Here is a 24726-nt window from a genome sequence, read left to right on the forward strand (position 1 = left end):
CCGCAAGGATGATGATCATGAGTGTCAAAGTTTTAACAGCGAACCGCCTGACCGATGGCGAAGCAGTTTGGCTTGGTGCCAATGGTGAGTGGCTGGACCATATTGATGGTGCCCTTGTCGCACGTCATGCCGAGGCTGTGGCAGCGCTTGAGGAAGCCGGTAAAGCCGCGATAAAGTCCAATCTCGTCATCGACGTTAATGTCATCGATGTTGAGGAACGCGGCACAAACCTATATCCGCTACGCCTGCGCGAACGTATCCGCCAGCTCGGCCCGACAATCCGTCTTGATCTTGGCAAGCAAGCCGAGAAAACCAGCGCCAACGCCGCCTAATTTCTGAAGGTCCGCATAGAATGTATCGTTACGATGAGTTTGATCACGCGTTTGTCTCTGCCCGCGTCGAGCAGTTCAAGGATCAGGTTGAGCGGCGTCTTGCTGGCGAGCTGACTGAAGAGCAGTTCCGCCCGCTGCGTTTGATGAATGGTGTCTATCTTCAGCTGCATGCCTATATGCTGCGTGTTGCGATCCCCTATGGCACATTGTCAGGTCGGCAGATGCATAAATTGGCGCATATTGCGCGCCGTTATGATCGCGGTTATGGCCATTTCACCACACGACAGAATATCCAGTATAATTGGCCGGCTTTGAGCGATATGCCAGCGGTGCTTGATGAATTGGCCTCTGTCGAAATGCATGCTTTGCAGACATCGGGCAATTGCATCCGCAATGTCACAGCCGATCATTTTGCCGGTGCCGCCGCTGATGAAGTTGCCGATCCGCGTCCCTATGCGGAGATTCTCCGTCAGTGGTCGTCAATGCATCCGGAATTTTCCTATCTGCCACGCAAATTCAAGATCGCAGTCACCGGTGCTGATCGGGATCGCGCAGCCATTCAGGTCCATGATATCGGGCTTCATCTGAAAAAGAATGAAGCCGGAGAACTTGGCTTTGCGGTCTATATTGGTGGCGGCCAGGGCCGCACGCCGATGGTTGCCAAAAAGATCCGGGATTTTCTGCCCATTGAGGACTTGCTGACCTACACGACGGCAATCGTGCGTGTGTATAATCTGCATGGCCGCCGCGATAACAAATACAAGGCACGTATTAAAATCCTAGTGCATGAAACCGGCACCGAGGAAATTACCCGTCAGGTCGAGGCTGAATGGCAGGCAATCAAGGATACCGACTTGAAGATGCCGCAACAGGATGTTGATGCCATCGACAATTATTTCCGCATGCCAAACCTGCCGCAGCGTCCCGAAGGCTGGTCGCAGCTTGCGATCTCGCGTAAGGCCGATCCTTCCTTTGCGCGCTGGGTCGATCAAAATGTAACGCCGCACAAGAATCCGGACTACGGGGTCGTCACAATCTCCTTGAAGCCGATTGGTGGTATTCCAGGCGACGCAACAGACGCGCAGATGGATCTGGTGGCAGATATCGCCGAGAAGTTCTCGAATGATGAGATCCGCGTCAGCCATGAACAGAATCTCGTTCTGCCGCACGTCGCCATTGCTGATCTGCGCATTGTTTATGATCTGCTGCTGACCGATGGCCTAGCAACAGCCAATGCCGGACTGATCACGGATATCATCGCTTGTCCCGGCCTTGATTATTGCGCTTTGGCCAATGCCCGTTCCATTCCGGTCGCACAGCGCATTTCAGAGCGTTTCGGCCAGCCGGAACGTCAGGCGGATATTGGCGAGCTCAAGATCAAGATTTCCGGCTGCATCAATGCCTGCGGCCATCACCATGTCGGCCACATTGGCATTCTCGGCGTCGAGAAGAAGGGCGAAGAGCTTTATCAGATTTCGCTCGGTGGCTCCGGTGATGAGATTTGCACGATTGGCGATATTACCGGTCGCGGCTTCTCTTCCGAAGAAATTGTCGATGCGGTGGAAACCATAGTTGATCGCTATCTTCAGGTGCGGACGGACAAGGAAGAAAACTTCCTTGCAACTTATCGCCGTCTGGGCGCTGCACCGTTCAAGGACGCGCTTTACAACGAGACTGCAAATGCTGCTTGAAACAAATGAACGTACCGTGGCGGACGAAGCGCGCGCGCTTCAGGCCCGCTATGGGAATCTCGAACCGGCCGATATTATCGAGCTGGCGATAGATCATTTGTTCAATGAAGAAATTGCTGTCGTGTCATCATTTGGCGCCGAATCTTCGGTGCTTCTGCACCTGATTGCGCAGGTGGATCGTGCCACGCCGGTTCTGTTTCTGGAAACCGGCAAACATTTTCCGGCAACCTTGCGTTATCGTGACGAGCTTGTTGGCGAATTGGGCATGACAGATGTTCATGACATTCATCCCTTGCAGCAGACGCTCAAGGATGAGGATCCCTATGGCGCCATGTCGATGACCAATAAGGATCGCTGCTGCTATATCCGTAAAGTGGAGCCGATGGCCCGGGCCGTTGCGCCTTATCGCGCATGGATGACCGGTCGCAAACAGTTTCAGGCATCGACGCGTAATGCATTACCTGTGTTTGAATCGGTGGGTGAGCGTATTCGCATCAACCCGCTGGCCCAATGGACATCGGCGGACCTTCAGAACTACATGGTCGCTAATCACTTGCCTCCGCATCCATTGGTTGCGGAAGGCTATCGTTCGATCGGCTGCATGCCCTGCACGCAGCCGGTGAAAGAAGGTGAAGATGCGCGTTCCGGTCGTTGGGCTGGCAGCGACAAAACAGAATGCGGTATCCACCTGACGGGACTTACCGATCAATTGAGCAATATTTCCCTGACGGATTCGAGCCTATGAGTGACATTTCTGAAAGCGTAGCTGGTGAACTTTGGGGTCGCGAAGGATTTCGTGAAGATCCTTACATTGCCGCTGAGACACTCGAAGAAACAGGTGATGCGCCGGCTGTAATTCTTCCTCTGGCTGCATGGCTAGGCCTGGATGAGAGCATCCGCAACAATACCAACCGCAAGATCGGGGTATCGGTCGCGCCGGGCGAAAGTATCGACCCTCTTCTGCCATTGCTGGATACAATACCGCTTATTGCGCTGCAGTTTCCGGCTTTCAACGATGGCCGCTCTTATTCGAAGGCGGACATCTTGAAAAACCAACATCAGTTCAAGGGAGAGCTGCGTGCGGTGGGCGATGTACTGATCGATCAGGTCGCCTACATGTTGCGTACCGGTTTCGATACGATGAAGGTTACACATGCCGTAACGCTGACACGCCTTGCGGAGCACAATCTGCATGATGCACCCGGCTATTATCAGCCCGGTAGAGGTTCGCACACCGTACCGGGCGCCTATAGCTGGCGCCGGGTTCCGGGCGCCTGAAACAATAAAATTCAATTCGGTTTGTTGGAAAGCACTTATATGTCAGAACTTATTGAAACAGATGTCGTTATCGTCGGTGCCGGTCCTGTTGGCCTCTTTGCCGTATTCGAGCTTGGCCTTTTGGACCTGCGCGCCCATGTCATCGATATTCTTGATCGTCCGGGCGGCCAATGCGCCGAACTCTATCCGGAAAAGCCGATTTATGACATTCCGGGTCTGCCGGAAGTGACAGGGCAGGATCTGACCGATAATCTTTTGAAGCAGATTGCTCCCTTTGATCCGCAATTCCATTTTTCCACAATGGTCACTGCCCTTACGCGTCTTGAAGATGGTCGATTCCGTGTGGAAACCGATGCGGATGAAGTTTTCCTGACCAAGGTCATTGTCATTGCAGCTGGTGGTGGATCGTTCCAGCCCAAGCGCCCGCCTGTGCCGGAAATCGAACATTATGAAGGCGTCAGCGTCCACTATGCTGTTCGCAAGATCGAGGCTTTCCGCGGCCATGACGTTGTCATTGTTGGCGGTGGCGATTCTGCGCTTGATTGGACATTAAATCTTGAGCCCGTTGCCAAGTCCGTCACGCTGGTGCATCGCCGCCCGGAATTCCGTGCCGCTCCCGACAGTGTCAACAAGATGTGGGCGCTTGAAAAAGAAGGCCGTGTAAAATTCCGCATGGGGCAACTTGGTAGCCTTGAGGGCGCGGATGGCCAGATATCAAAGGTGCTGCTGAAGGGCGGCGAAGCCGGGGAAGAAATTATCGAGGCCAGCCGTTTGCTGCCATTTTTTGGCCTGACAATGAAGCTAGGTCCAATCGCGGATTGGGGCCTGAACCTCGATCAGAATCTGATCGCGGTCGATACGGAGAAATTCGAGACATCAGAGCCCGGTATTTTCGCGATTGGCGACATCAATACCTATCCGGGAAAGCTGAAGCTTATCCTGTCAGGTTTCCATGAGGCGGCTTTGATGTCCCATGCAGCAAAACGGATCGTGGCCCCTGGCGAACGTATCGTTTTCCAGTATACGACGTCCTCAACATCCCTCCAGAAGAAACTGAAAGCAGCTTGAGTGTCTGATTCTCTTTACATCCACGTCACCGATCAGAAGGGCGAACGTCATACGCTGGAGGCCTTGGAAGGCTTCCGTGTCATGGAAGTCATTCGGGATTGGGGCCTCGACATCAAGGCGGAATGCGGCGGCGCTGCTGCTTGCGGCACCTGCCATTGCTATGTCGAGGAGGAATGGACTGAGAAGCTTTTTGCACCGCTGGATGAAGAAATCGATCAGCTCGACGTGACATTTCACGTCGAGGAGAACTCCCGCCTCTCATGCCAGCTGATCATGACGGAAGAACTGAATGGCCTGGAGATTACTCTCGCTCCAGGCACTCAGAAGGACAGCGTTGCAGCCTGATTTATGGCAGCGTTGCTATGCGGGTGGTCAAAAGCTCGAAGAAGCCATCAGAATCCACGTTCCGAATGTAAAAAGCATTCTTCGGGCGGTCAGTAATCCCCCACCAGTCAACCACCGTCATGCCGAACGTCAATTCGTTGGCTGCGTCCACTTCGACATTGCAGTGACGCCCCGTATAGAGCTCCGGCTTGAGCAAATAAGCGATCACATTGGGATCATGCAAAGGTCCGCCATCGCTGCCATATTTTTCTTCGTCGAAGCGCTCGAAGAACTCCAGCAGTGCGACCGAGGCGTCGCCGCATCTGGTGCCCAAAGCGCGGAACCGATCGATGCGTTTGGCAGTGGTCAGGGCCTGGTGTGTCACATCCAACGGCAGAATTACAATTGGAACGCCTGACTGCAAAACGATTTGCGCAGCCTGTGGGTCGACATAGATATTGAACTCGGCAGTCGGCGTTATGTTGCCACCCTCAAAAAAGCCACCGCCCATCAGGACGATTTCCTTGATCCTCGGTGCAAGTTCTGGCGCGCGCAACAGAACATGGGCGATATTGGTAAGTGGTCCAAGCACGCAAAGCGTGACAGTTCCCGCCGGTTCACTGCGTAAAGTCTCGATAATGAAATCGACCGCATGCTGATCCTGCAAAGGCATGGACGGTTCAGGCAAGTCGGGACCATCGAGGCCGGTCTTGCCGTGAACATGTTCGGCCGTGATCAAGGGGCGCATCAACGGACGATCCGCACCGGCAAAGACACGCGTATCGGAGCGCCCGGCCAATTCGGAGATTTTACGCGCATTCACTTCGGTCAAGGCAAGCGGCACATTGCCGGCAACGGCTGTAATACCCAGCACATCCAGTTCCGGGCTGGCAAAAGCCAAAAGAATCGCGAGAGCGTCGTCCTGCCCCGGATCTGTATCGATTATGATTTTACGTGCCATTTGTCGGTTTCTCTCATCTATATGCCGCACTCTCTTGAAGTCTCAAGGTCGATAGACCATATCTGAGTACAGGAGCGAAATGCTGTTGAATTACGGGTTTTGCTTTAGGTCGCTTTACTAAAGGACTGCTTGGATGACACGAATGACACCTTTTTCAAGCCCATTGCTGCTTGGATTCGATTCGATGGAAAAGACGTTGGAGCGTATCGCCAAATCCGGCGACGGCTACCCGCCATATAATATTGAGCGTATCCGTTGCAATAACGATCGTGAGCAGTTGCGTATTATTCTCGCCGTGGCGGGATTTTCCAGCGACGATCTCGAAGTTACCACTGAAGATAACCAGCTGATTATTCGCGGTCGCCAGACCGATGAAGAAACGCGCGAATATTTGCATCGCGGCATCGCGGCCCGCCAGTTCCAGCGCATATTTGTTCTTGCCGATGGAATGCGGGTTAGCAATGCCACTTTGAAGAATGGGCTACTGTCGATCGACCTCGACCGGCCGGAACCTGAACGATTGGTCAAGCGCATCAATATTGCGGTCGAAGACTGATCAGGGCTCTAACAGGACAGGGCTCACCAGAGACTGTCCAAATAAGGAGGCTATAATGCAAACGAATCCTTTTACCGAACTTGAATTCTCCCGTCTCGGCGCCGGTCAGGTAGCTTATCTGCGCAAGGTAAAGACCGATGATCTCGCCACCAGCTTTCCGGCTCTTCCGCCGATGGCGCCTGGTGTTGAGCTTTGGGCGCTCTTTGCAGCCAATGGAGATCCTATTGTGCTTTCCGATGAACGCGAAAACGTTCTTGTCGGCGCGCAGGAGCATGAATTGCGCACGGTGATGCTGCAGTAATTGTAAAAGCAAGCTCAGGAAAAGTGGGCACCGGTTTTCCGTTCGAGCTTGCGAAGACAAAAGCAAGCTCAGGAAAAGTGGGCGCCGGTTTCCTAGCCCAGCTTGCAAAGCCAATCGATCGCGTGGGTCAGACTTTTACGGTCTGCTCCACGCGATCTTCCGCGCCAAAAATCTCCAAATATCGTTTTATTTCCGCAGGCTCGCCAGTGGCTTTCTTGGGATTATCCGAAAGCTTTACAGCCGGGCGGCCATTGGCGTAGCTGACTTTGCACACCAGCGAAATCGCATTTAACTGGTCGTTGAACCGTGGCGCACAATCTTCGAAATCATTGGTGAGATTGGTGCCCCAGCCGAAGCTCATACGCACTTTCCCATCGAAGTGGCGATAGGTTTCCTCAATCGTATCGACGTCAAGCCCATCGGAAAACACCAGCAATTTTTCGCGCGGGTCCTTACCCTTGGCTTTCCACCAAGCAAGGATTTTCTCGCCGCCTTCAATGGGCGGCGCGCTATCGGGTCGAAAGCCCGTCCAGTCTGCAACCCAATCCGGCGCATCGCGCAGAAACGCCGCTGTACCGAAGGCGTCGGGAAGTACTATCAAAAGATTACCGCCATAATAGCGGTTCCAGTCCTGAAGCACCTTATAGGGCGATGCCAGAAGTTCTTCTTTGGTTTTGCTCAGTGCTGCCAGAACCATCGGTAGTTCGTGAGCGTTTGTTCCAAGCGCTTCCAGATCATTATCCATCGCCATCAACACATTACTCGTGCCGGTAAATGAAGCGCCAATGCCTTCCTTCAATGCCTCAACACACCAGCGCTGCCACAGAAATGAGTGGCGGCGTCGGGTGCCGAAATCGGAAATTCTGATGTCGGGGAGAGCTTGCAAGCGCTCGACCTTAGTCCACATTTTGGCCTTCGCACGGGCATAAAGCACATCAAGCTCAAACCGCCCCAAACGCTTCATCGCCGCGCGGGAGCGCAATTCGTTGATGATTGTAAGCGCGGGAATTTCCCACATGGTGGTGTACATCCACGGCCCGTGAAAATTGAGTTCATATTGGCCATCGCGCTTGATCAGCTCATATTCGGGTAGTTGGAAATTTGCCAGCCAACTCAGGAAATCCGGCTCGAATATCTGGCGCTTGCCGTAGAACGTGTTACCGCCGAGCCAGATCATCTCTTTCTTTGTGAAACGCACTTCCCGCGCGTGATCAAGCTGTTCGCGTAATTCCTGCTCGTCAATCTCGTCACTCAGCCGCACTTTAGTGGTGCGGTTGATGAGCGTGAAGGTGGCATCCACTTTGGGATAAACGCCCCAAATCATCTGAAGCATCAGGAGTTTGTAAAAATCCGTGTCGAGCAGGCTGCGGACGATGGGGTCCAATTTCCACGTATGGTTGAAAACACGCCGCGCTATATCGGTTTTGGTCGCCATCGAATGCTATCCTTACGAATATGTCGCCCGCCATGTTGCACGGCAGACCCCACTCATCAAGAAGAGCGACGGAGAAACTTCATTTCACGGGCAAAGTTGATTTGGACCGTTCAATTAAATCTTTGTAATCTCACCGATTTGTCATTAACGGCGACATCAAAGCGCTTTATTCTCTGCAACAGATAGAGTTGCTCTCTGCGGATCGCAGATGCACTTGACGAAAGTATTCGCTGGCTCCTTACCGGAACCGGCCTTGGAGTGTTGGATGAAGGCCTGGAAACAAATTCTGATTGCCATATTGGTTCTGGTTGGTGCTGGAGCTGGCTGGTTGTATTTTTCCCCAGGTTCCAATGAGCTGTTAAAGAAGGCCGGAGTTGTTCCGCCCTCCAATGCAACCGCCGAAACCGCGGCAGGCTCCGGCAGGCGGGGTGGCGGACAGAGTTTGCCGCTTGTCGTTGTGAAAACGGCAACTGAAGCCAAGATCAATGACCGGCTTTCAGCAATCGGTACCGGAAAAGCCAAAAGCTCCGTTTCAGTTACACCATTTGCAGCCGGCAGAATGACGGAATTGCTTGTCCAGTCCGGGTCAAAAGTCATGGCCGGTGACGTCATCGCCAAGCTTGATTCAGAAGCCGAGACGATTATTGCGGAAAAGGCTAGAAGTGCGCTCAAAGATGCGCAAAACAAGCTGAAGCGCGCTGAAAACCTCAGTACAACCAATACGGTGTCAGCCGTTCAGGTCTCTGATGCCGAACTTGCGGTGGAGAACGCGGCATTGGATTTGCGCGAGGCAGAGCTGGCTTTGGACCGGCGCGATATCAAGGCGCCCATCAGCGGCATAATCGGTATTCTACCTGTCAATGCGGGCAATTATATTACCGTTTCTACGCAGGTCGCTACGATTGACGACCGCTCAGAAGTTCTTGTCGACTTCTGGGTTCCGGAGCGTTTTGCGCCGTTGATTGCCGTTGGCGCTCCCGTATCTGCGAACTCAATTGCGCGCCCCGGCGAAACATTTCAAGGCTCGGTAAGCGCGATCGACAGCAGGGTTGATCCCGCCAGCCGTACCCTGCACGTGCAGGCACGCATCACCAATCCGAAAGATACGCTACGCGAAGGCATGGCTTTCCAGATATCCATTGCATTCCCGGGCGACATTTATGCTGCGGTGGACCCACTCTCGATCCAGTGGGGCACTGACGGTGCCTATGTCTGGAAGATTGCAGACGACAAAGCGAGCCGCGTTCCGGTTCGTATTGTCCAGCGCAATGCCGCCAATGTTCTGGTTGATGCGAATATTAAGCTGGGCGACGCGATTGTTACCGAAGGTGTCCAGTCGGTCCGCGAAGGTGGCACCGTTCACATTAAAGGGCAACCTGCGCCCAAACAAAACAGCGAAGAAGGTCCTCTCGCCTCCGCCGGCAAAGCTGGCTGAGGACGTCATGACAAAACAGAACGACAATCTCGATACAAGTTTTACCGCCCTTTTCATTCGCCGTCCGGTCATGGCGCTGGTACTCAATGCCTTGATCGTGGTGGCTGGTTTGGCCGCCTATTATGGCGTTGACGTCCGCGAGCTTCCCGATGTGGACAGGCCGGTGGTCACCGTCTCCACAATATTTGAATCGGCTGCCGCCGAAACAGTTGACCGGGAACTGACCTCTGCAATCGAAGGCGCCGTGTCACGTGTCTCCGGTGTTAAATCCATCTCCTCGAGTTCTTCGTTCGGTAGCAGCCGCGTCACAGTCGAATTCAATGATGGCGTTGATCTGAACGTTGCCGCTGCCGACATGCGCGACGCCATCAGCCGTATCACCAACACGCTGCCCGAACAGGCCGATCCTCCGCAGATCGTCAAGGCGGATGCGAATTCCGATGCAGTTATGCGGCTTGCTGTTACGTCCGATACGATGGCGGTTGAGGATATGACAGTGCTGGTCGAAGATCAGATCGAAGATGTACTGGCCTCTGTCCCCGGCGTTGCCGATGTGCAAATCAACGGCGATCGCAACAAGATTTTCCGGATCGATATCGATCAGGGCAAGCTTGCAAGCCTTGGCATGAACGTCGCCGACATCCGCAATGCGCTGACGACCATGGCGTTTGATACTCCGGCAGGCCAGCTGAACAGCAATGACCAAAGCATTGTTGTGCGGGCGACCGCACCCGTTACCACGCCTGAAGAGTTCGAAAACATCATCATCAAAGGCCGCACGAAAATACGTGACGTTGCCACGGTGACACTTGGCCCCGACATTGGCACGTCAAGTTTGCGTGCCAATGGCAAGACCGGTATCGGCCTTGGTATTATCCGCCAGGCACAGTCCAATACGCTGGATATTTCGACAGGTGTCCGCGCTGCAGTCGCTCAGCTTCAGCAGACCTTGCCGGAAGGTGTTGATATTCGCGTTACCAGCGATGATGCAGATTTCATCAACGGCGCTGTCCATGAGGTGGAAATAGCGCTGGGCGTTTCGGTTATCATCATTATCGCCATCATCTACCTGTTCCTGTGGGACATCAGGGCGACTTTGATTCCGGCGGTCAGCATGCCGGTTGCACTGATCGGCACAATATCGGCGATCTATCTGGCAGGTTTTTCCATCAATATTCTTACGCTTTTGGCTCTGGTTCTGGCGACAGGTCTTGTGGTGGATGATGCGATTGTCGTGCTGGAAAATATTGTCCGCCGCCGTAATCAGGGCATGGGCCCACGCGCAGCTGCTGTTCTTGGCACGCAGGAAGTGTTCTTCGCGGTCATCGCGACAACGGTCACATTGGCGGCGGTGTTTGTGCCATTGTCGTTCCTTCCCGGCCAGACAGGCGGTCTGTTTCGCGAATTCGGCTTTGTTCTGGCCATCTGCGTGCTTCTCTCGGCGGTCGTGGCGCTTACGCTGTGTCCCATGCTCGCATCCCGTCTGCTGAGCGCGAGCGAGGCAAGTCATCATGAAGTTGCCCATGCACCGGGTGTGGTTGGCCGTATGGGCAATCGCTTTGGCGGCTGGTACAAATGGTTGCTGCATGCCTGTCTTGCTGCGCCCTGGATCGTGGTCATCGTGTCGATCCTTTTTGCCGGTGCCGCCTTTGGTGCATTCTCCCTGCTCAAACAGGAGCTAACGCCGACAGAAGATCGTGCAGCGACCTTCCTGCGCATAACGGCGCCCCAAGGTGTCAGTCTCGAATATCTCAATGATGAGATGCGCCAGATCGAAACATTGATCCAGCCTTTGCGTGATTCGGGAGAAATCGAGAATACGTTCTCCATTGCCGGGCAGAATGGCAACACCAATCGCGGCTTCATGGTGCTCAGCCTTGCCAAATGGAATGAGCGTACAAGGACGCAGCAAGAGATCGTGGCCGATGTTTCCAAGCGTGTGCGCGCAGTGCCGGGCATTCAGGTTTTTGCCTCGCAACCCAATTCGCTCGGTATTCGCGGCGCAGGCAACGGTCTCCAGTTTGCTGTCGTGGGCACCAGCTACGCCGAATTGGGCACGACTGCCGCCAAGATCGTTTCCGAACTGGAAAAAGATCCAAGATTTGACAGGCCGCGTCTGACTAATGAACCAACCCAGCCGCAATTGGCTGTTACGATAGACCGCGAACGGGCCTCGGATCTGGGCATAGACATCACAGGTCTGGCACAAGCATTGCAGTCGGTACTGGACGGCTACAAGATCGGTTCCGTATACATCGAAGATCGCAGCTTCGACGTAAAACTCGTCTCCACCACTGATCCGATCAATGATCCAACCGATCTGGAAAATGTGTTCTTGCGAACCCAGGATGGCCGCTTTGTACCGATGTCGACGATTGCGCGACTGACGGAAGTCGCTGTGCCGCCCGCACTGACCCGTGAACAGCAAATGCGATCCGTAGCCATCACGGCAAGCCTGTCGCCTTCTTTCGCCCTTGGCGATGCCTATGCGCAGGCGCAGGCAATTGCCGAGCCATTGCTGCCAGCTGGATATCGTCTCATTCCTCTGGCCGAAGCTGCCACACTTGGCGAAAATTCCTCAAGCATGATCATCACATTTGGCTTTGCCATCCTGATCATCCTTCTGGTACTCGCCGCCCAGTTCGAAAGCTTCATCAGCGCTGTGATCGTTATGGCCACAGTTCCGCTTGGGCTTGCCTGCGCGGTGTTTGCCATGGTGATCACCGGGACCAGCATGAACGTCTATAGTCAGATCGGCTTGGTGCTGCTTGTCGGTATCATGGCAAAGAATGGTATTCTTATCGTCGAGTTTGCCAATCATCTGCGTGATCAGGGCCGCAATGTCCGGCAAGCCATTGAGGAAGCGGCAACGATCCGTCTTCGCCCCGTCGTCATGACAATGCTCTGCGCGATTCTTGGCGGTGTCCCGCTGGTTCTCGCCAGCGGTGCCGGCGCGGAAGCCCGTATTGCGCTCGGTTGGGTCATCGTCGGTGGCCTTGGTCTGGCTACAGCCTCAACGCTGTTTCTCACACCAGTCGCTTATCTTCTTCTGGCGGGGTTCTCCAAGCCAAAGGCCGAGGAAGAGGCAAGGCTCCAGCGTGAATTGCTGCAGGTCAGTACAAAAGCACAACTCCCTGCCGAGTAAATATTTCGTCCAGTGCCTACAAACTTTAACTCTGACTGCAGGATGGCGTTGTGCGTGGTTCGACGGGCTCACCATGAGGAATGTGTTGCTCGCAAGATAGTCGCTAGCTCGCCGAGCCTGGTTCCTTAACATCTATTATCTTACCCATGGTGAGCTTGTCGAACCACGCACAGTAGGAGTGTAGTGAGACCGACAACACCCTCATAAGAATATGATTCTTGACCATTTGATAAAAAATTTGACCTTTTGTAAAAATATGCCATTCTTTCCATAATGGAGCCGGACGAACCGGCTCATCTGCAAATGGCTGTGATCCACGGGAACCGGACGCTGCCACAGATATGGGAGATGCCATTTCATGGGATCGATGGATTCAGGAATCCGTGACGTCAGGGCTGGCCGGCTCGCGAGCAGTGAGTATAGCGAGGTCTTTTCCGATCTGCATCCGCCGCTTTCGCGGCATGAGGCTTTCGTTGAGTCTGACCGTTGCTACTTCTGCTACGATGCGCCTTGCATGAATGCCTGCCCTACGGGGATAGACATTCCGCTTTTCATTCGCGAGATCGCCGCGGGAAATCCCACCGGATCGGCCAAGACCATCCTGAGCGAGAATATTCTTGGTGGTATGTGCGCCCGTGTATGCCCGACGGAAACGTTGTGCGAGCAGGCCTGTGTGCGTGAAGCGGCCGAAGGAAAGCCTGTAAAGATCGGCCTGCTGCAGCGTTACGCAACAGATTACCTGATGGAAAACGGCCAGCACCCTTTCACCCGCGCGGCTCCTACCGGCAAGTCTGTGGCAGTGGTCGGCGCAGGTCCGGCAGGGCTTTCTGCCGCTCATCGTCTGGCCATGCATGGCCATGATGTGACGATTTTCGAGGCCCGCCCAAAGGCTGGCGGCCTCAATGAATATGGTATCGCCGCCTATAAGAGCGTCGATGATTTCGCCCAGAAAGAACTGGATTTTATTCTGGAGATTGGCGGTATCACCATTCAGAACGACAAGGCACTTGGCAGGGATATCAGCCTTGATGCGTTGCGTGCCGGTTTTGATGCTGTTTTCCTTGGAGTGGGTTTGCCGGGTGTCAATGAGCTTGGCCTTGATGGCGAGGATGCGGCAGGCTGCATCGACGCTGTGGACTACATTTCCGTTCTGCGTCAGAGCAACGACCTTTCGGAAATCGCCGTTGGACGGGATGTCGTCGTCATCGGTGGTGGCATGACTGCCATCGACGTTGCAGTCCAGACGAAGCTGCTCGGCGCGGAGAACGTCATCATTGCCTACAGACGCGGTCCGGAAAGCATGAATGCCAGCGAGTTCGAACAGGAACTTGCATTGAAGAATGGCGTGATTATCCGCCATTGGCTGCAGCCGCGCGCATTGACACGCAATGAACGTGGCGAGGTTTGCGGCATCACCCTCGACTACACAACCATGAATGATGGCAGGCTGGAAACAACCGGCGAAAGCGTCACATTGGCCAGCGATCAGATTTTCAAGGCGATTGGCCAAATGCCCGCGGAAAAAATTCTTGCCGAAGCAGGTATGGCGCTTTCGCGTGGCCGTATCAGTGTCGATGAGGAGCGCCGTACATCAATTCCAGGAATTTGGGCGGGCGGCGACTGTATTGCCGGCGGTCAGGATCTGACTGTAGCGGGCGTGCAGGATGGCAAGCTTGCAGCTGAGTCGATTCATCGCGCTTTATCGATGCAGCCGGAAAAAGTCAGCGGCTTTGCCGAGGCAGTCATTGCCAGCAATTCCGAACCCGCGACCGCATCTGCGCAACATCCTGCCAATCCAAGCCATATTAGCGGCTAAAGGAAACGATCATGGCTGACCTTTCATCGAATTTCCTTGGTATAAAATCTCCAAACCCATTTTGGCTGGCTTCGGCGCCCCCAACCGACAAGGCTTATAATGTTGAGCGTGCATTCAAGGCAGGCTGGGGCGGCGTTGTCTGGAAAACCCTTGGAGAAGAGGGGCCTCCCGTCGTTAACGTCAATGGCCCCCGCTATGGTGCGATCCATGGGCCGGACCGGCGCTTGCTTGGCCTCAACAATATCGAGCTCATCACGGATCGCCCGCTTGAGGTCAATTTACGTGAGATGACCGAGGTCAAGAAAAAGTGGCCGGATCGTGCATTGATTGCATCGATCATGGTGCCTTGTGAGGAAGAGGCTTGGAAGGCCATCCTTCCACGTGTCGAAGAAACCGGATGCGATGGGATTGAGTTGAATTTCGGCTGTCCGCACGGCATGTCCGAGCGTGGCATGGGCGCTGCGGTTGGGCAGGTACCGGAATATATCGAGATGGTGGTGCGCTGGTGCAAGCAATATACGCGCATGCCCGTCATCACCAAGCTTACGCCAAATATCACCGACGTGCGTAAGCCAGCCCGTGCTGCCAAATCCGGCGGAACGGATGCCGTCTCGCTGATCAACACGATCAACTCCATTGTTTCAGTTGACCTTGATACGTTTGCGCCCAACCCTTCCATTGATGGACGCGGTTCGCATGGTGGCTATTGCGGCCCGGCAGTCAAACCGATTGCCCTGAATATGGTTGCGGAAATCGCCCGCGATGCGGAAACACGCGGCCTGCCGATTTCCGGCATTGGCGGCATCACAACGTGGCGCGACGCGGCAGAATTCATCGCTCTGGGTTGCGGCAATGTTCAGGTCTGCACCGCTGCCATGACCTATGGTTTCAAGGTTGTGCAGGAGATGATTTCGGGCCTGTCCGATTGGATGGATTCACGCGGCTTCCGCTCCATCGAAGATTTCCGCGGTATGGCTGTGCCCAATGTCACCGATTGGCAATATCTAAATCTGAACTACATCACCAAGGCACAGATCGATCAGGACCTATGCATCAAATGTGGTCGTTGTCACATCGCCTGCGAAGACACATCGCATCAGGCGATCACATCAATGGTCGATGGTGTGAGGCACTTCGAAGTCATCGATGAAGAGTGTGTTGGATGTAATCTGTGTGTGAATGTCTGCCCTGTAGAGAACTGCATCGATATGGTGCCTATGCTCTCGGGAGTCGATCCGCGCACCAAAACACCGGTTCAGCCAGACTATGCCAACTGGACGACGCACCCCAACAATCCAATGGCAAAGGTTGCGGCGGAGTGATGGGTTAGCCGTAGTTCTATTTAAACTTATGGCAACCCAGTTTGTGCGTGGTTCGACAAGCTCACCACGAAGAAAGTCGTAATTGGCAAGGGAGCCCAGCTCTGTTGCGATAAAGGCTGGCTTTGCAGCACCTACAACTTTCCTCATGGTGAGCTTGTCGAACCACGCAGGAGAGCAATGCAATCGAACGCGGCACCATTTTATTTCAATCGCGCGGGCGGATGCCGTTGAGAATTATGCTCAGAACTGCCTGCGCGGTTTGTTCGCGAAAGCCTGGACGGCCAACTTGGCTACCCATAATAGCGCGAACCTGTACGTCAAAATCCGCATAATGCTGGGTGGTTGCCCAAATCATGAAAATCAGATGATAGGGGTCAACCGGAGCAAGTTTGCCTTCGCCAACCCAGCGCCGAATGACGACGGCCTTTTCGTCAACCAGCGGTTTCAAATTCTTGGCCAGAAAGTCACTGATTGCCGGTGCGCCATGCAGCACTTCATTGGCAAACAGACGCGATGCTTCCGGATGGCTTTCGGACATTTTGATTTTGAGCGTGATGTATTTGCGCAATTGCTCGATCGGGTCGCCCGCCGGATCAATATCAGCGAGCGGGGCAAGCCATTCCGTCAGCGTCTCTTCCAGCAGCGTCACATAGATATTTTGCTTGCGTGGAAAATAATAAAGCAGATTGGGTTTTGACATGCCGACCTTGTCGGCAATCTGGTCGATAGTCGTGCCGCGGAACCCGTAAGTGGAAAAAACATCAAGCGCCGCATCAAGGATCAAACGGCGGTTTATTTCCTGGATACGGGTTGTTCGTTCCGGGCCGCCATTCGTTTTCTGCTTCGCAGCTTTCGCCATTGCTGATTGCTCCACCCACCCGCGACAAAATGGCAATTCCGCTTGTCCCGGCAACGGGTTGAAATGCCTATAAAGCGCTTGACCACCTAACTATGCTCTTCTAGCCTGCATTTTGACCAACTAGTCAAGTTTTTGGCAATTGGTTTTTGAATCCCCTTAAAGGTTCAATCATTCGGGAACACAAAACAAGCGGTAATATCCGCAATCAGGAGGCTTCGTCACATGTCTAAAACGGCAATGGGGACAAACAATCTCGACGCGTTCTGGATGCCTTTTACGGCAAACAAGCAGTTCAAGCAAAATCCCCGCCTTCTCGTCAGTGCTAAAGACATGCACTATAAGTCTCATGATGGACGCGAGATCCTCGATGGAACTGCCGGTCTCTGGTGCTGCAATGCGGGCCATGGCCGCCCCAAGATCGTCGAAGCCGTTCAAAAGCAAGTTGCAGAGCTTGATTATGCGCCTGCATTCCAGATGGGGCACCCCAAGGCCTTTGAACTAGCCGCGCGCCTGGCTGCCATGCTGCCATCGCCGCTTGACCATGTGTTTTTCACCAATTCCGGTTCTGAATCGGTTGATACGGCGCTGAAGATCGCGCTAGCCTATCATCGCGCTAAAGGCAATGGCACCAAGGTCAAGCTGATTGGCCGCGAGCGCGGCTATCATGGCGTTGGCTTTGGCGGTATTTCCGTTGGTGGTATCTCCGGCAATCGCAAGACCTTTGGCAATGCTTTAAGTGGCATTGACCATATTCGCCATACGCATGATCTGGCGCGAAATGCCTATACGCGCGGCGAGCCTGAATATGGCGTTGAATTTGCCGATGATCTGGAAAAGGTCATTGCGCTGCACGACGCGTCAAATATTGCGGCCGTCATTGTAGAGCCGGTGGCGGGTTCGACTGGCGTTCTCATTCCGCCAAAGGGCTATCTCAAGCGCCTGCGCGAGATTTGCACTAAGCACGATATTCTCCTGATTTTCGATGAAGTAATCACCGGCTTCGGCCGTCTTGGTGCACCATTTGCGGTAGATTATTTCGGCGTGGTGCCTGATTTGGTGACAACCGCCAAGGGTATCACCAGTGGCGTTATTCCGATGGGCGCGGTTTTCGCTTCGTCGGACATCTATCAGGCCTTCATGAATGGTCCGGAAAATCTGATAGAGCTTTTCCATGGCTACACTTATTCCGGCCATCCGGTCGCTTGCGCAGCGGCTCTCGCAACGCTCGACACCTATGAGGAAGAAGGCTTGTTGACCCGCGCATCGGAACTGTCCGATTATTGGGAAAATGCTCTGCATGCGCTGAAGGGACTGCCGAATGTCATAGACATTCGCAATCTCGGGTTGATCGGCGCCATCGAACTTCAAACCCATCGACGGCGCCCCGACAAAACGGGCATTCCAGGCTTTCCTCAATGCATACGAAAAGGGCGTGCTGATCCGCACGACTGGCGACATCATCGCCTTGTCTCCGCCTCTGACAATCAGCAAAGGACAGATCGATCATCTGTTCGATACGCTCGCCGATGTGTTGAAGAACTTGGCATAGGAGCGGGCAAATGTCGCTGACGGGAAATCTTCGGATCAATGGCGACCGCCTTTGGGATAGCCTGATGGAGATGGCCAAAATCGGGCCGGGTCTGCGCGGTGGCAATAATCGCCAGACCCTGACCGATGAGGATGGCGAGGGCCGCAGGCTGTTTCAATCCTGGTGTGAGAAAGCCGGCATGACCATGGGCGTAGACACCATGGGCAACATGTTTTTCACGCGTGAAGGAACTGACCCGGATGCGCTGCCGGTCTATGTCGGCAGCCACCTCGATACACAGCCGACGGGCGGAAAATATGATGGTGTGTTGGGGGTTCTCGGCGGACTGGAACTGATCCGCACGCTCAACGATCTTAATATCAAGACCAAGCATCCTATTGTTGTTGTCAACTGGACCAATGAGGAAGGTACGCGCTTTGCCCCGGCCATGCTGGCTTCCGGTGTATTCGCCGGTATTCATGATGAGCAATGGGCCTATGTTCGCGAAGATGCCAAGGGCAAGAAGTTTGGCGACGAACTGGAGCGAATCGGCTGGAAGGGTGACGAGAAAGTCGGCGCCCGTAAGATCCATGCGCTGTTCGAACTGCATATTGAGCAGGGACCCATTCTGGAAGCTGAGGGCAAGGATATCGGCGTTGTCACCCATGGTCAGGGCCTGTGGTGGTTGCAGATCACATTGACGGGCAAGGAAAGCCACACAGGCTCAACCCCAATGCCTATGCGCAAGAATGCGGGCCTCGGCATGGCGCGTATTACTGAACTGGTTCACGCCGTCGCTATGGCCCACCAGCCAAATGCGGTTGGGGCAATCGGCCATGTCGATGTTTATCCCAATTCCCGCAATGTCATTCCGGGCAAAGTCGTGTTCACGGTTGATATCCGCTCGCCAGACCTTTCGACGCTTTCCGCAATGAAAGCGGAAATTGAGGCGAAGGCACCAAAGATTGCCAAGGAGCTTGGCCTCGGCATCGAGATTGAAGAAGCCGGGCATTTTGATCCCGTTATCTTCGACGAAGGCTGCGTCACTGCCGTGCGCAATGCTGCGGATCGGCTTGGCTACAGTCACCGCGATATTGTTTCCGGCGCCGGACATGATGCCTGCTGGATCAACCGCGTTGCGCCGACGGCGATGGTAATGTGCCCTTGCGTGGATGGCCTCAGCCACAATGAGGATGAAGAGATTTCGAAGGAATGGGCTGCTGCCGGTACAGATGTCCTGTTGCATGCGGTTCTGGAGACGGCGGAGATTCAAGCCTGACCTAGCAACCACATATGCAACATGTTCGGCAAAAGACCAAAAAGGGGAACGAACACAATGCTTGCGAAACTGATCAAAGGCGGAACAATTATTGCCGCTGACCGCACTTATAAAGCGGATGTGCTGATTGATGGCGACAAGATCGCTGCCATCGGCTCAGATCTTTCCGGCCAGGACGCCAATTGCGAAATTATTGATGCAACCGGTTGCTTTCTCATGCCCGGCGGTATCGACCCGCATACGCATCTTGAAATGCCTTTCATGGGCACCCATTCCAGCGATGATTTTGACACCGGCACCGCCGCGGCGCTGGCAGGTGGAACAACGATGGTTGTCGATTTTGTGCTCCCCGGCGAAGACGGGTTGCTTGCCGCCTTGCAGGACTGGTTCCAGAAGGCTGGCAAAGCGCGCACCGACTATTCCTTCCACATGGCGATAACCGGATGGAACAAGCAGATCTTCGACGAAATGCCCAAAGTCGTTGAACGCGGCATCAATACGTTCAAGCACTTCATGGCCTATAAGGGCGCATTGATGGTGGACGACGATGAAATGTTCGCTTCCTTTCTGCGCTGTGCCGAGATCGGCGCCATGCCGCTTGTCCACGCGGAAAATGGCGATGTGGTTGCCCATCTCCAGCAGAAGCTCCTCGCCGAAGGCAATACCGGACCGGAGGCTCACGGCTATTCGCGCCCGCCCGAAATAGAAGGTGAGGCGGCTAACCGCGCCATCATGATCGCCGATCAGGCAGGCGTGCCGCTCTATATCGTGCATGTTTCCTGCGAACAGTCCCATGAAGCCATTCGCCGCGCGCGTGCCAAGGGTATGCGCGTCTATGGCGAACCTCTGATTCAACACCTTGTTCTGGATGAGAGTGAATATAAAAATGAGGACTGGGACTATGCCGCGCGCCGGGTCATGTCGCCGCCTTTCCGTGACAAGATCAACCAAAATGGATTGTGGGCTGGCCTTGCATCGGGAAGTCTTCAGGTCGTGGCGACAGACCATTGCGCCTTTACCACCGAGCAGAAGCGTTTTGGTGTCGGCGACTTTACCAAAATCCCAAATGGCACTGGTGGTCTGGAAGATCGCATGCCCGTGCTTTGGACCAAAGGCGTGCGTACCGGCCGCCTGACGCCAAATGAGTTTGTCGCGGTAACGTCGACCAATATCGCCCAAATTCTCAATATCTACCCGCGCAAGGGAGCGATCTTGCCGGGTTCCGATGCGGATATTGTTATCTGGGACCCCAATGCAACCAAGGTCATTTCTGCAAAGTCGCAGAAGTCGGCCATCGACTATAATGTCTTTGAGGGCATTGAAGTGACGGGCCTGCCGCGCATCACTATTTCGCGTGGAGAGATTGCCTATAGGGATGGCGAAGTGCTTGCGCCGACGGGCAGCGGACGCTTTGTCGAGCGTGAGGCCAACCCCTCTGCCAGCCGCGCACTTTCCACTTGGAAGGAACTAACCGCACCGCGTAGAGTGGATCGCGATCCGAAGAACATTCCGGCAGGCGTATGATGACAGTCGTCGCGCTCCGACCCAAGGCGAAAATAATGGCTGATGCGGCGCCAAAAAATGTAATTGATGTCAAAGACCTTTCGCTGGTCTTCCAGACCAATGATGGCCCCGTCAATGCTTTGTCGAACATCGACCTTGCAGTTAACAGCGGCGAGTTCGTTTCCTTTATCGGCCCTTCCGGTTGCGGAAAGACCACCTTGTTGCGCGTGATTGCCGATCTGGAGCAGCCCACCTCGGGTAGCATATCGGTCAATGGAATGACGCCATCGCAGGCGCGCGAAAAACGTGCCTATGGATATGTTTTCCAAGCGGCCGCGCTCTATCCTTGGCGCACCATTGGCGGCAATATTTCCCTGCCACTGGAAGTGATGGGCATACCCAAGGAGGAGCGCAAGGCGCGGATCGCCAAGAATCTCGAGCTGGTTAATCTGGCAGGTTTTGACAAGAAGTTTCCATGGCAATTATCAGGCGGTATGCAGCAACGCGCATCCATTGCCCGCGCCCTGTCTTTTGATCCCGATATGCTTTTAATGGATGAGCCCTTCGGTGCGCTGGATGAAATTGTCCGCGATCACCTCAACGAACAATTACTGAAGCTTTGGGCTAAAACGCAAAAGACAGTCATCTTTGTAACGCACTCGATTCCCGAGGCAGTTTTTCTCTCGACAAAGATCGTTGTGATGAGTCCGCGTCCGGGCCGGATACACGAAATCATCGATTGCAATCTCGGCTCTGAGCGGACGTTGGATATTCGCGAAACACCGGAATTTCTGGAAATCGCTCACCGCGTACGTGAAGGCTTGCGGCACGGTCATTCCTATGATGAGGCTCATCTGTGATGAAGGAGCGTCAAGGCCTTGCAGCCGTGCTCCACGACAGGGTGATCCCGGTCGGAACCATCCTTTTGGTTATCATCGCACTCTGGTATGTTTTTGCCATCATTCTCAACGCGCCATTCGAACGCGACCAGGCAGCGCGTGCCAATACCACCATTTCCACAGGGCAGTTGGTTGCCAATACGATGGCGCAGGAACGGGCCGGTTTTGCCTGCTCCGCATCAAGTTGCCGCTGAAATTCGTAAGACGGTTTTCGATATTGCACCAACGTCAAAGCGTAGCCTGATCTATCATGGCGGTGTCACTCTATCGTCCACGCTGCTCGGTTTCGCATTCGGCACTTTGCTTGGTATTCTTCTGGCGATCGCTATTGTGCATTCGCGAACGCTCGACAAAAGCCTGATGCCTTGGATCATCACCTCGCAAACCGTGCCGATCCTCGCCATTGCCCCGATGATTATTGTTGTCCTCAACGCGGTCAATATTACCGGGCTTTTGCCCAAAGCGATGATCTCAACCTATCTTTCATTCTTCCCAGTGGCTGTCGGTATGGTCAAAGGTCTTCGCTCACCCGAAATCATGCACCTTGATTTGATGCGCACCTATAACGCTTCAAAGGCTCAGATATTTTGGAAACTGCGCTGGCCGGCCTCCATGCCTTATCTTTTTACCTCAATGAAAATTGCCGTTGCCATCAGTCTGGTTGGTGCCATTGTCGGTGAATTGCCCACTGGAGCTGTGGCGGGTATCGGGGCACGCCTGCTTGCTGGCTCCTATTACGGTCAGACCGTGCAAATTTGGGCTGCCCTTATCGCTGCCGCACTCATGGCGGCCGTTCTTGTCAGCCTTATAGGGGTAATCTCGACGCTTGTTAACCGGCGAATGGGAGTGCGGCCATGAGGTTTTCGCGCTCTCCTTTGGCCATTGCTGCCTTTGTCTTGTCCGCTGCGGCTCTTGTGGTCCCGACAGGCGCGGATGTTCAAACCACATTATCCTATGCAACGCCGATCATGCTCTTTGTCGCTGCCGCGGTGGCGCTGTTCGCCTCGACCTCGGTCTCCTCCACAATTGCATTGCTCATTTTGATCCATGTCGCGGCTTGGTGCCTGATAACGCTCCTCGGTTTCATGGGTCCGGCAGGAGCGCTGCTTGGTTATTGGTGCATGGTTGTGGCGGCATGGCTGTTGGCTTGGCTGACAGTGCAGCGGCTTGCAAGCTGGCGTGTCTCATCGCCAGATGGTCAGCGTCTGATCAATCTGGCATTGCCGGTGCTGTTCGGTGCTTGGCTGCTTATCCTTTGGGAAGTGGTGGTGCGCGGCTTCGGTGTTCCTGCAATCCTTCTGCCGCCACCATCAATGATTGCCGCGCGTATCGCGGCTTCCGTGCCGACGCTCTGGGCGGACTTCCAACAAACCTATCTGAAGGCCGCGGTTGCCGGTTATGTCATGGGCTGCGGCTCGGGTTTCCTGGCCGCGATTGTCGTTGATCGCGTGCCCTTTCTGCGCAAGGGGCTTTTACCCATTGGCAATCTGGTGGCAGCACTGCCCGTCGTTGGCATTGCTCCGATCATGGTCATGTGGTTCGGTTCCTACTGGCAGTCCAAAGCCGCTGTTGTTGTTATCATGACGTTCTTCCCGATGCTGGTGAACACAGTTACCGGGCTTGCTGCCTCGGGCGCCATGGAACGTGATCTCATGCGCACCTATGGATCAACCTATGGTCAGACATTGCTCAAGCTGCGTCTACCCGCTGCCATGCCGTTCATCTTCAATGCGCTTAAAATCAACTCGACTTTGGCGCTCATCGGCGCAATTGTTGCCGAGTTTTTCGGCTCCCCCATTGTCGGCATGGGTTTTCGCATTTCCGCAGAAGTTGGCCGCATGAATGTCGATATGGTCTGGGCGGAAATCTTTGTTGCCGCCCTTGCTGGTTCACTTTCCTATGGACTGATTACCCTTATCGAAAGGGCCGTCACTTTCTGGCATCCTTCCTACCGATCCTGAACATTTAAATACAAGAACAGAGGAGAACTGAAACATGAAGAAGACCATTGCACTCTCGTTGGGACTCGCCATCAGCACCCTGATGGCGGGCTCGGCGCTGGCCGCCGATAAACTGACGCTTCAGCTCAAATGGGTCACGCAAGGGCAGTTTGCTGGCTATTATGTGGCTAAAGATAAGGGCTTCTATAAAGAGGCCAATCTGGATGTCGAGATCAAGCCAGGCGGCCCAGATGTTGCGCCGCCGCAGGTCATTGCTGGTGGTGGCGCAGATGTCGTGGTGGACTGGATGCCTTCCGCGCTTGCCACGCGTGAAAAGGGTCTTCCTCTTGTCAATATTGCCCAGCCGTTCAAGCGCTCCGGCATGATGCTGACCTGCCGCAAGGAAACGGGCATTACCAAGCCTGAAGACTTCAAGGGCAAGACGCTGGGTGTCTGGTTCGGCGGAAATGAATATCCGTTCCTGTCATGGATGAACCATCTTGGCCTGAAGACCGATGGCGGGCCGGAAGGCGTCACAGTTCTCAAACAAGGCTTCAATGTTGATCCCCTGATCCAGAAGCAAGCCGATTGCATTTCCACTATGACCTATAATGAATATTGGCAGGTAATTGATGCGGGCATTCCGGAAGATCAGCTCGTCACTTTCAAGTACGAGGATGAAAAAGTAGCAACGCTGGAAGACGGTCTTTATGTGCTCCAGAAGAGTCTCGACGATCCGGCAATGGTCGAAAAGCTGGCCCGCTTCGTCAAGGCTTCAATGAAGGGCTGGGAATATGCACGGGCCAATCCGGACGAAGCTGCTGAAATTGTGCTTGAGAATGATGCCAGCGGGGCCCAGACAGAGAAGCACCAGAAGCGCATGGTTGCTGAAATCAATAAGCTGACGGAAGGTTCAGACGGCGTGCTTGATACGGCAGCTGCCGACCGGACTGTGGAAACCTTGCTTGGTGGTGGTTCAGACCCGGTTATTACCAAGAAGCCGGAAGGTGCCTGGACAACAAAAGTTACTGATGCAGCGAAGTAAAAGTCAAAA

Annotated in this window: 20 protein-coding genes and 2 pseudogenes; 19 read left to right on the forward strand and 3 right to left on the reverse strand. The window is 54.3% G+C overall.

Going from position 1 to position 24726, the window contains the following annotated elements; translation table 11 throughout:
• The first annotated feature begins 17 nt into the window (after positions 1-17).
• Genes QFZ34_RS13495 through QFZ34_RS13520 form a run of 6 tightly spaced genes read left to right on the forward strand, consistent with a single transcriptional unit; the run spans position 18 to position 4714 of the window.
• Complete coding sequence (locus QFZ34_RS13495; RefSeq protein ID WP_115054809.1) at positions 18-332, forward strand: DUF2849 domain-containing protein; 315 nt, start codon at positions 18-20, stop codon at positions 330-332.
• Between the two features lie 20 nt (positions 333-352).
• Positions 353-2023 (forward strand): nitrite/sulfite reductase, encoded by a 1671-nt coding sequence (locus QFZ34_RS13500; protein WP_115054627.1) that lies wholly within the window; start codon positions 353-355, stop codon positions 2021-2023.
• The gene (locus QFZ34_RS13505; RefSeq protein ID WP_307281835.1) at positions 2013-2768 is read left to right on the forward strand and encodes a phosphoadenylyl-sulfate reductase; all 756 of its coding nucleotides are present in this window, start codon (positions 2013-2015) and stop codon (positions 2766-2768) included. Before QFZ34_RS13500 ends, QFZ34_RS13505 begins: the two co-directional genes overlap by 11 nt.
• A 5-nt stretch (positions 2769-2773) precedes the next feature.
• Positions 2774-3301: a DUF934 domain-containing protein gene (locus QFZ34_RS13510; protein WP_370878847.1), complete on the forward strand. Its 528-nt coding sequence runs from the start codon at positions 2774-2776 to the stop codon at positions 3299-3301.
• A gap of 39 nt (positions 3302-3340) precedes the next feature.
• Positions 3341-4369 (forward strand): NAD(P)/FAD-dependent oxidoreductase, encoded by a 1029-nt coding sequence (locus QFZ34_RS13515; RefSeq protein WP_307281838.1) that lies wholly within the window; start codon positions 3341-3343, stop codon positions 4367-4369.
• A complete protein-coding gene (locus QFZ34_RS13520; RefSeq protein WP_307281840.1) occupies positions 4370-4714 on the forward strand; it encodes a 2Fe-2S iron-sulfur cluster-binding protein in 345 nt (114 codons plus the stop codon).
• A gap of 1 nt (position 4715) precedes the next feature.
• Here the strand turns inward: QFZ34_RS13520 and QFZ34_RS13525 are convergent, their stop codons facing one another.
• The gene (locus QFZ34_RS13525) at positions 4716-5654 is read right to left on the reverse strand and encodes a nucleoside hydrolase (RefSeq protein ID WP_307281843.1); all 939 of its coding nucleotides are present in this window, start codon (positions 5652-5654) and stop codon (positions 4716-4718) included.
• 133 nt (positions 5655-5787) lie between these two features.
• Here QFZ34_RS13525 and QFZ34_RS13530 point away from each other — a divergent pair, with 133 nt between their 5' ends.
• Both QFZ34_RS13530 and QFZ34_RS13535 read left to right on the forward strand, forming a co-directional pair.
• Positions 5788-6210 (forward strand): Hsp20 family protein, encoded by a 423-nt coding sequence (locus tag QFZ34_RS13530; protein WP_115054633.1) that lies wholly within the window; start codon positions 5788-5790, stop codon positions 6208-6210.
• A gap of 55 nt (positions 6211-6265) precedes the next feature.
• Entirely contained in the window at positions 6266-6511 is a 246-nt protein-coding gene (locus QFZ34_RS13535; RefSeq protein WP_115054634.1) for a BQ00720 family protein, read from the forward strand.
• Positions 6512-6638: 127 nt separating this feature from the next.
• Here QFZ34_RS13535 and pncB read toward each other — a convergent pair whose 3' ends face one another.
• The gene (gene pncB / locus QFZ34_RS13540; protein WP_115054635.1) at positions 6639-7946 is read right to left on the reverse strand and encodes a nicotinate phosphoribosyltransferase; all 1308 of its coding nucleotides are present in this window, start codon (positions 7944-7946) and stop codon (positions 6639-6641) included.
• A 265-nt stretch (positions 7947-8211) separates the two neighbouring features.
• Here pncB and QFZ34_RS13545 point away from each other — a divergent pair, with 265 nt between their 5' ends.
• The 4 genes from QFZ34_RS13545 to preA all read left to right on the forward strand — a co-directional run bounded on the left by QFZ34_RS13545 (position 8212) and on the right by preA (position 15664).
• Complete coding sequence (locus QFZ34_RS13545; RefSeq protein ID WP_307281850.1) at positions 8212-9381, forward strand: efflux RND transporter periplasmic adaptor subunit; 1170 nt, start codon at positions 8212-8214, stop codon at positions 9379-9381.
• A gap of 7 nt (positions 9382-9388) precedes the next feature.
• On the forward strand, positions 9389-12526 hold the full coding sequence (locus tag QFZ34_RS13550; RefSeq protein ID WP_115054637.1) for an efflux RND transporter permease subunit: 3138 nt from the start codon (positions 9389-9391) through the stop codon (positions 12524-12526).
• Between the two features lie 358 nt (positions 12527-12884).
• On the forward strand, positions 12885-14342 hold the full coding sequence (locus tag QFZ34_RS13555) for an NAD(P)-dependent oxidoreductase (protein WP_307281854.1): 1458 nt from the start codon (positions 12885-12887) through the stop codon (positions 14340-14342).
• Between the two features lie 11 nt (positions 14343-14353).
• Positions 14354-15664, forward strand: coding sequence for an NAD-dependent dihydropyrimidine dehydrogenase subunit PreA (gene preA / locus QFZ34_RS13560; RefSeq protein ID WP_115054639.1), 1311 nt, complete (start codon positions 14354-14356; stop codon positions 15662-15664).
• A 205-nt stretch (positions 15665-15869) separates the two neighbouring features.
• Here preA and QFZ34_RS13565 read toward each other — a convergent pair whose 3' ends face one another.
• Positions 15870-16523 (reverse strand): TetR family transcriptional regulator C-terminal domain-containing protein, encoded by a 654-nt coding sequence (locus tag QFZ34_RS13565; RefSeq protein ID WP_307281857.1) that lies wholly within the window; start codon positions 16521-16523, stop codon positions 15870-15872.
• A gap of 222 nt (positions 16524-16745) precedes the next feature.
• On the opposite strand from QFZ34_RS13565, the pseudogene aptA reads away from it, so the two are divergent.
• The 7 genes and pseudogenes from aptA (at position 16746) to QFZ34_RS13600 (ending at position 24717) form a co-directional block, all read left to right on the forward strand.
• Positions 16746-18072 (forward strand): annotated as a pseudogene (gene aptA, locus QFZ34_RS13570) (omega-aminotransferase AptA).
• 10 nt (positions 18073-18082) lie between these two features.
• The gene (locus QFZ34_RS13575) at positions 18083-19330 is read left to right on the forward strand and encodes a Zn-dependent hydrolase (RefSeq protein WP_307281860.1); all 1248 of its coding nucleotides are present in this window, start codon (positions 18083-18085) and stop codon (positions 19328-19330) included.
• A gap of 57 nt (positions 19331-19387) precedes the next feature.
• Positions 19388-20854, forward strand: coding sequence for a dihydropyrimidinase (gene hydA / locus QFZ34_RS13580; protein WP_307281862.1), 1467 nt, complete (start codon positions 19388-19390; stop codon positions 20852-20854).
• On the forward strand, positions 20854-21693 hold the full coding sequence (locus tag QFZ34_RS13585; RefSeq protein ID WP_115054811.1) for an ABC transporter ATP-binding protein: 840 nt from the start codon (positions 20854-20856) through the stop codon (positions 21691-21693). The genes hydA and QFZ34_RS13585 overlap by 1 nt, the downstream gene beginning before the upstream one ends.
• Positions 21693-22590 (forward strand): annotated as a pseudogene (locus tag QFZ34_RS13590) (ABC transporter permease). Before QFZ34_RS13585 ends, QFZ34_RS13590 begins: the two are co-directional and overlap by 1 nt.
• Positions 22587-23693 (forward strand): ABC transporter permease, encoded by a 1107-nt coding sequence (locus QFZ34_RS13595; protein ID WP_307281866.1) that lies wholly within the window; start codon positions 22587-22589, stop codon positions 23691-23693. The pseudogene QFZ34_RS13590 and the gene QFZ34_RS13595 overlap by 4 nt, the downstream one beginning before the upstream one ends.
• Positions 23694-23727: 34 nt before the next feature.
• Positions 23728-24717, forward strand: coding sequence for an ABC transporter substrate-binding protein (locus QFZ34_RS13600; protein ID WP_115054644.1), 990 nt, complete (start codon positions 23728-23730; stop codon positions 24715-24717).
• Positions 24718-24726 lie beyond the last annotated feature (9 nt).

Source organism: Phyllobacterium ifriqiyense (assembly GCF_030817885.1).
GTDB lineage: Bacteria > Pseudomonadota > Alphaproteobacteria > Rhizobiales > Rhizobiaceae > Phyllobacterium > Phyllobacterium ifriqiyense.

Bases quoted from the DNA above. Each gene is read 5' to 3' on its own strand.
- QFZ34_RS13495 (WP_115054809.1), top strand. From the start codon at position 18: ATGAGTGTCAAAGTTTTAACAGCGAACCGCCTGACCGATGGCGAAGCA.
- QFZ34_RS13500 (WP_115054627.1), top strand. From the start codon at position 353: ATGTATCGTTACGATGAGTTTGATCACGCGTTTGTCTCTGCCCGCGTC.
- QFZ34_RS13505 (WP_307281835.1), top strand. From the start codon at position 2,013: ATGCTGCTTGAAACAAATGAACGTACCGTGGCGGACGAAGCGCGCGCG.
- QFZ34_RS13515 (WP_307281838.1), top strand. From the start codon at position 3,341: ATGTCAGAACTTATTGAAACAGATGTCGTTATCGTCGGTGCCGGTCCT.
- QFZ34_RS13525 (WP_307281843.1), bottom strand. From the start codon at position 5,654: ATGGCACGTAAAATCATAATCGATACAGATCCGGGGCAGGACGACGCT.
- QFZ34_RS13530 (WP_115054633.1), top strand. From the start codon at position 5,788: ATGACACGAATGACACCTTTTTCAAGCCCATTGCTGCTTGGATTCGAT.
- QFZ34_RS13535 (WP_115054634.1), top strand. From the start codon at position 6,266: ATGCAAACGAATCCTTTTACCGAACTTGAATTCTCCCGTCTCGGCGCC.
- pncB (WP_115054635.1), bottom strand. From the start codon at position 7,946: ATGGCGACCAAAACCGATATAGCGCGGCGTGTTTTCAACCATACGTGG.
- QFZ34_RS13545 (WP_307281850.1), top strand. From the start codon at position 8,212: ATGAAGGCCTGGAAACAAATTCTGATTGCCATATTGGTTCTGGTTGGT.
- QFZ34_RS13550 (WP_115054637.1), top strand. From the start codon at position 9,389: ATGACAAAACAGAACGACAATCTCGATACAAGTTTTACCGCCCTTTTC.
- QFZ34_RS13555 (WP_307281854.1), top strand. From the start codon at position 12,885: ATGGGATCGATGGATTCAGGAATCCGTGACGTCAGGGCTGGCCGGCTC.
- preA (WP_115054639.1), top strand. From the start codon at position 14,354: ATGGCTGACCTTTCATCGAATTTCCTTGGTATAAAATCTCCAAACCCA.
- QFZ34_RS13565 (WP_307281857.1), bottom strand. From the start codon at position 16,523: ATGGCGAAAGCTGCGAAGCAGAAAACGAATGGCGGCCCGGAACGAACA.
- QFZ34_RS13575 (WP_307281860.1), top strand. From the start codon at position 18,083: ATGTCGCTGACGGGAAATCTTCGGATCAATGGCGACCGCCTTTGGGAT.
- hydA (WP_307281862.1), top strand. From the start codon at position 19,388: ATGCTTGCGAAACTGATCAAAGGCGGAACAATTATTGCCGCTGACCGC.
- QFZ34_RS13585 (WP_115054811.1), top strand. From the start codon at position 20,854: ATGACAGTCGTCGCGCTCCGACCCAAGGCGAAAATAATGGCTGATGCG.
- QFZ34_RS13595 (WP_307281866.1), top strand. From the start codon at position 22,587: ATGAGGTTTTCGCGCTCTCCTTTGGCCATTGCTGCCTTTGTCTTGTCC.
- QFZ34_RS13600 (WP_115054644.1), top strand. From the start codon at position 23,728: ATGAAGAAGACCATTGCACTCTCGTTGGGACTCGCCATCAGCACCCTG.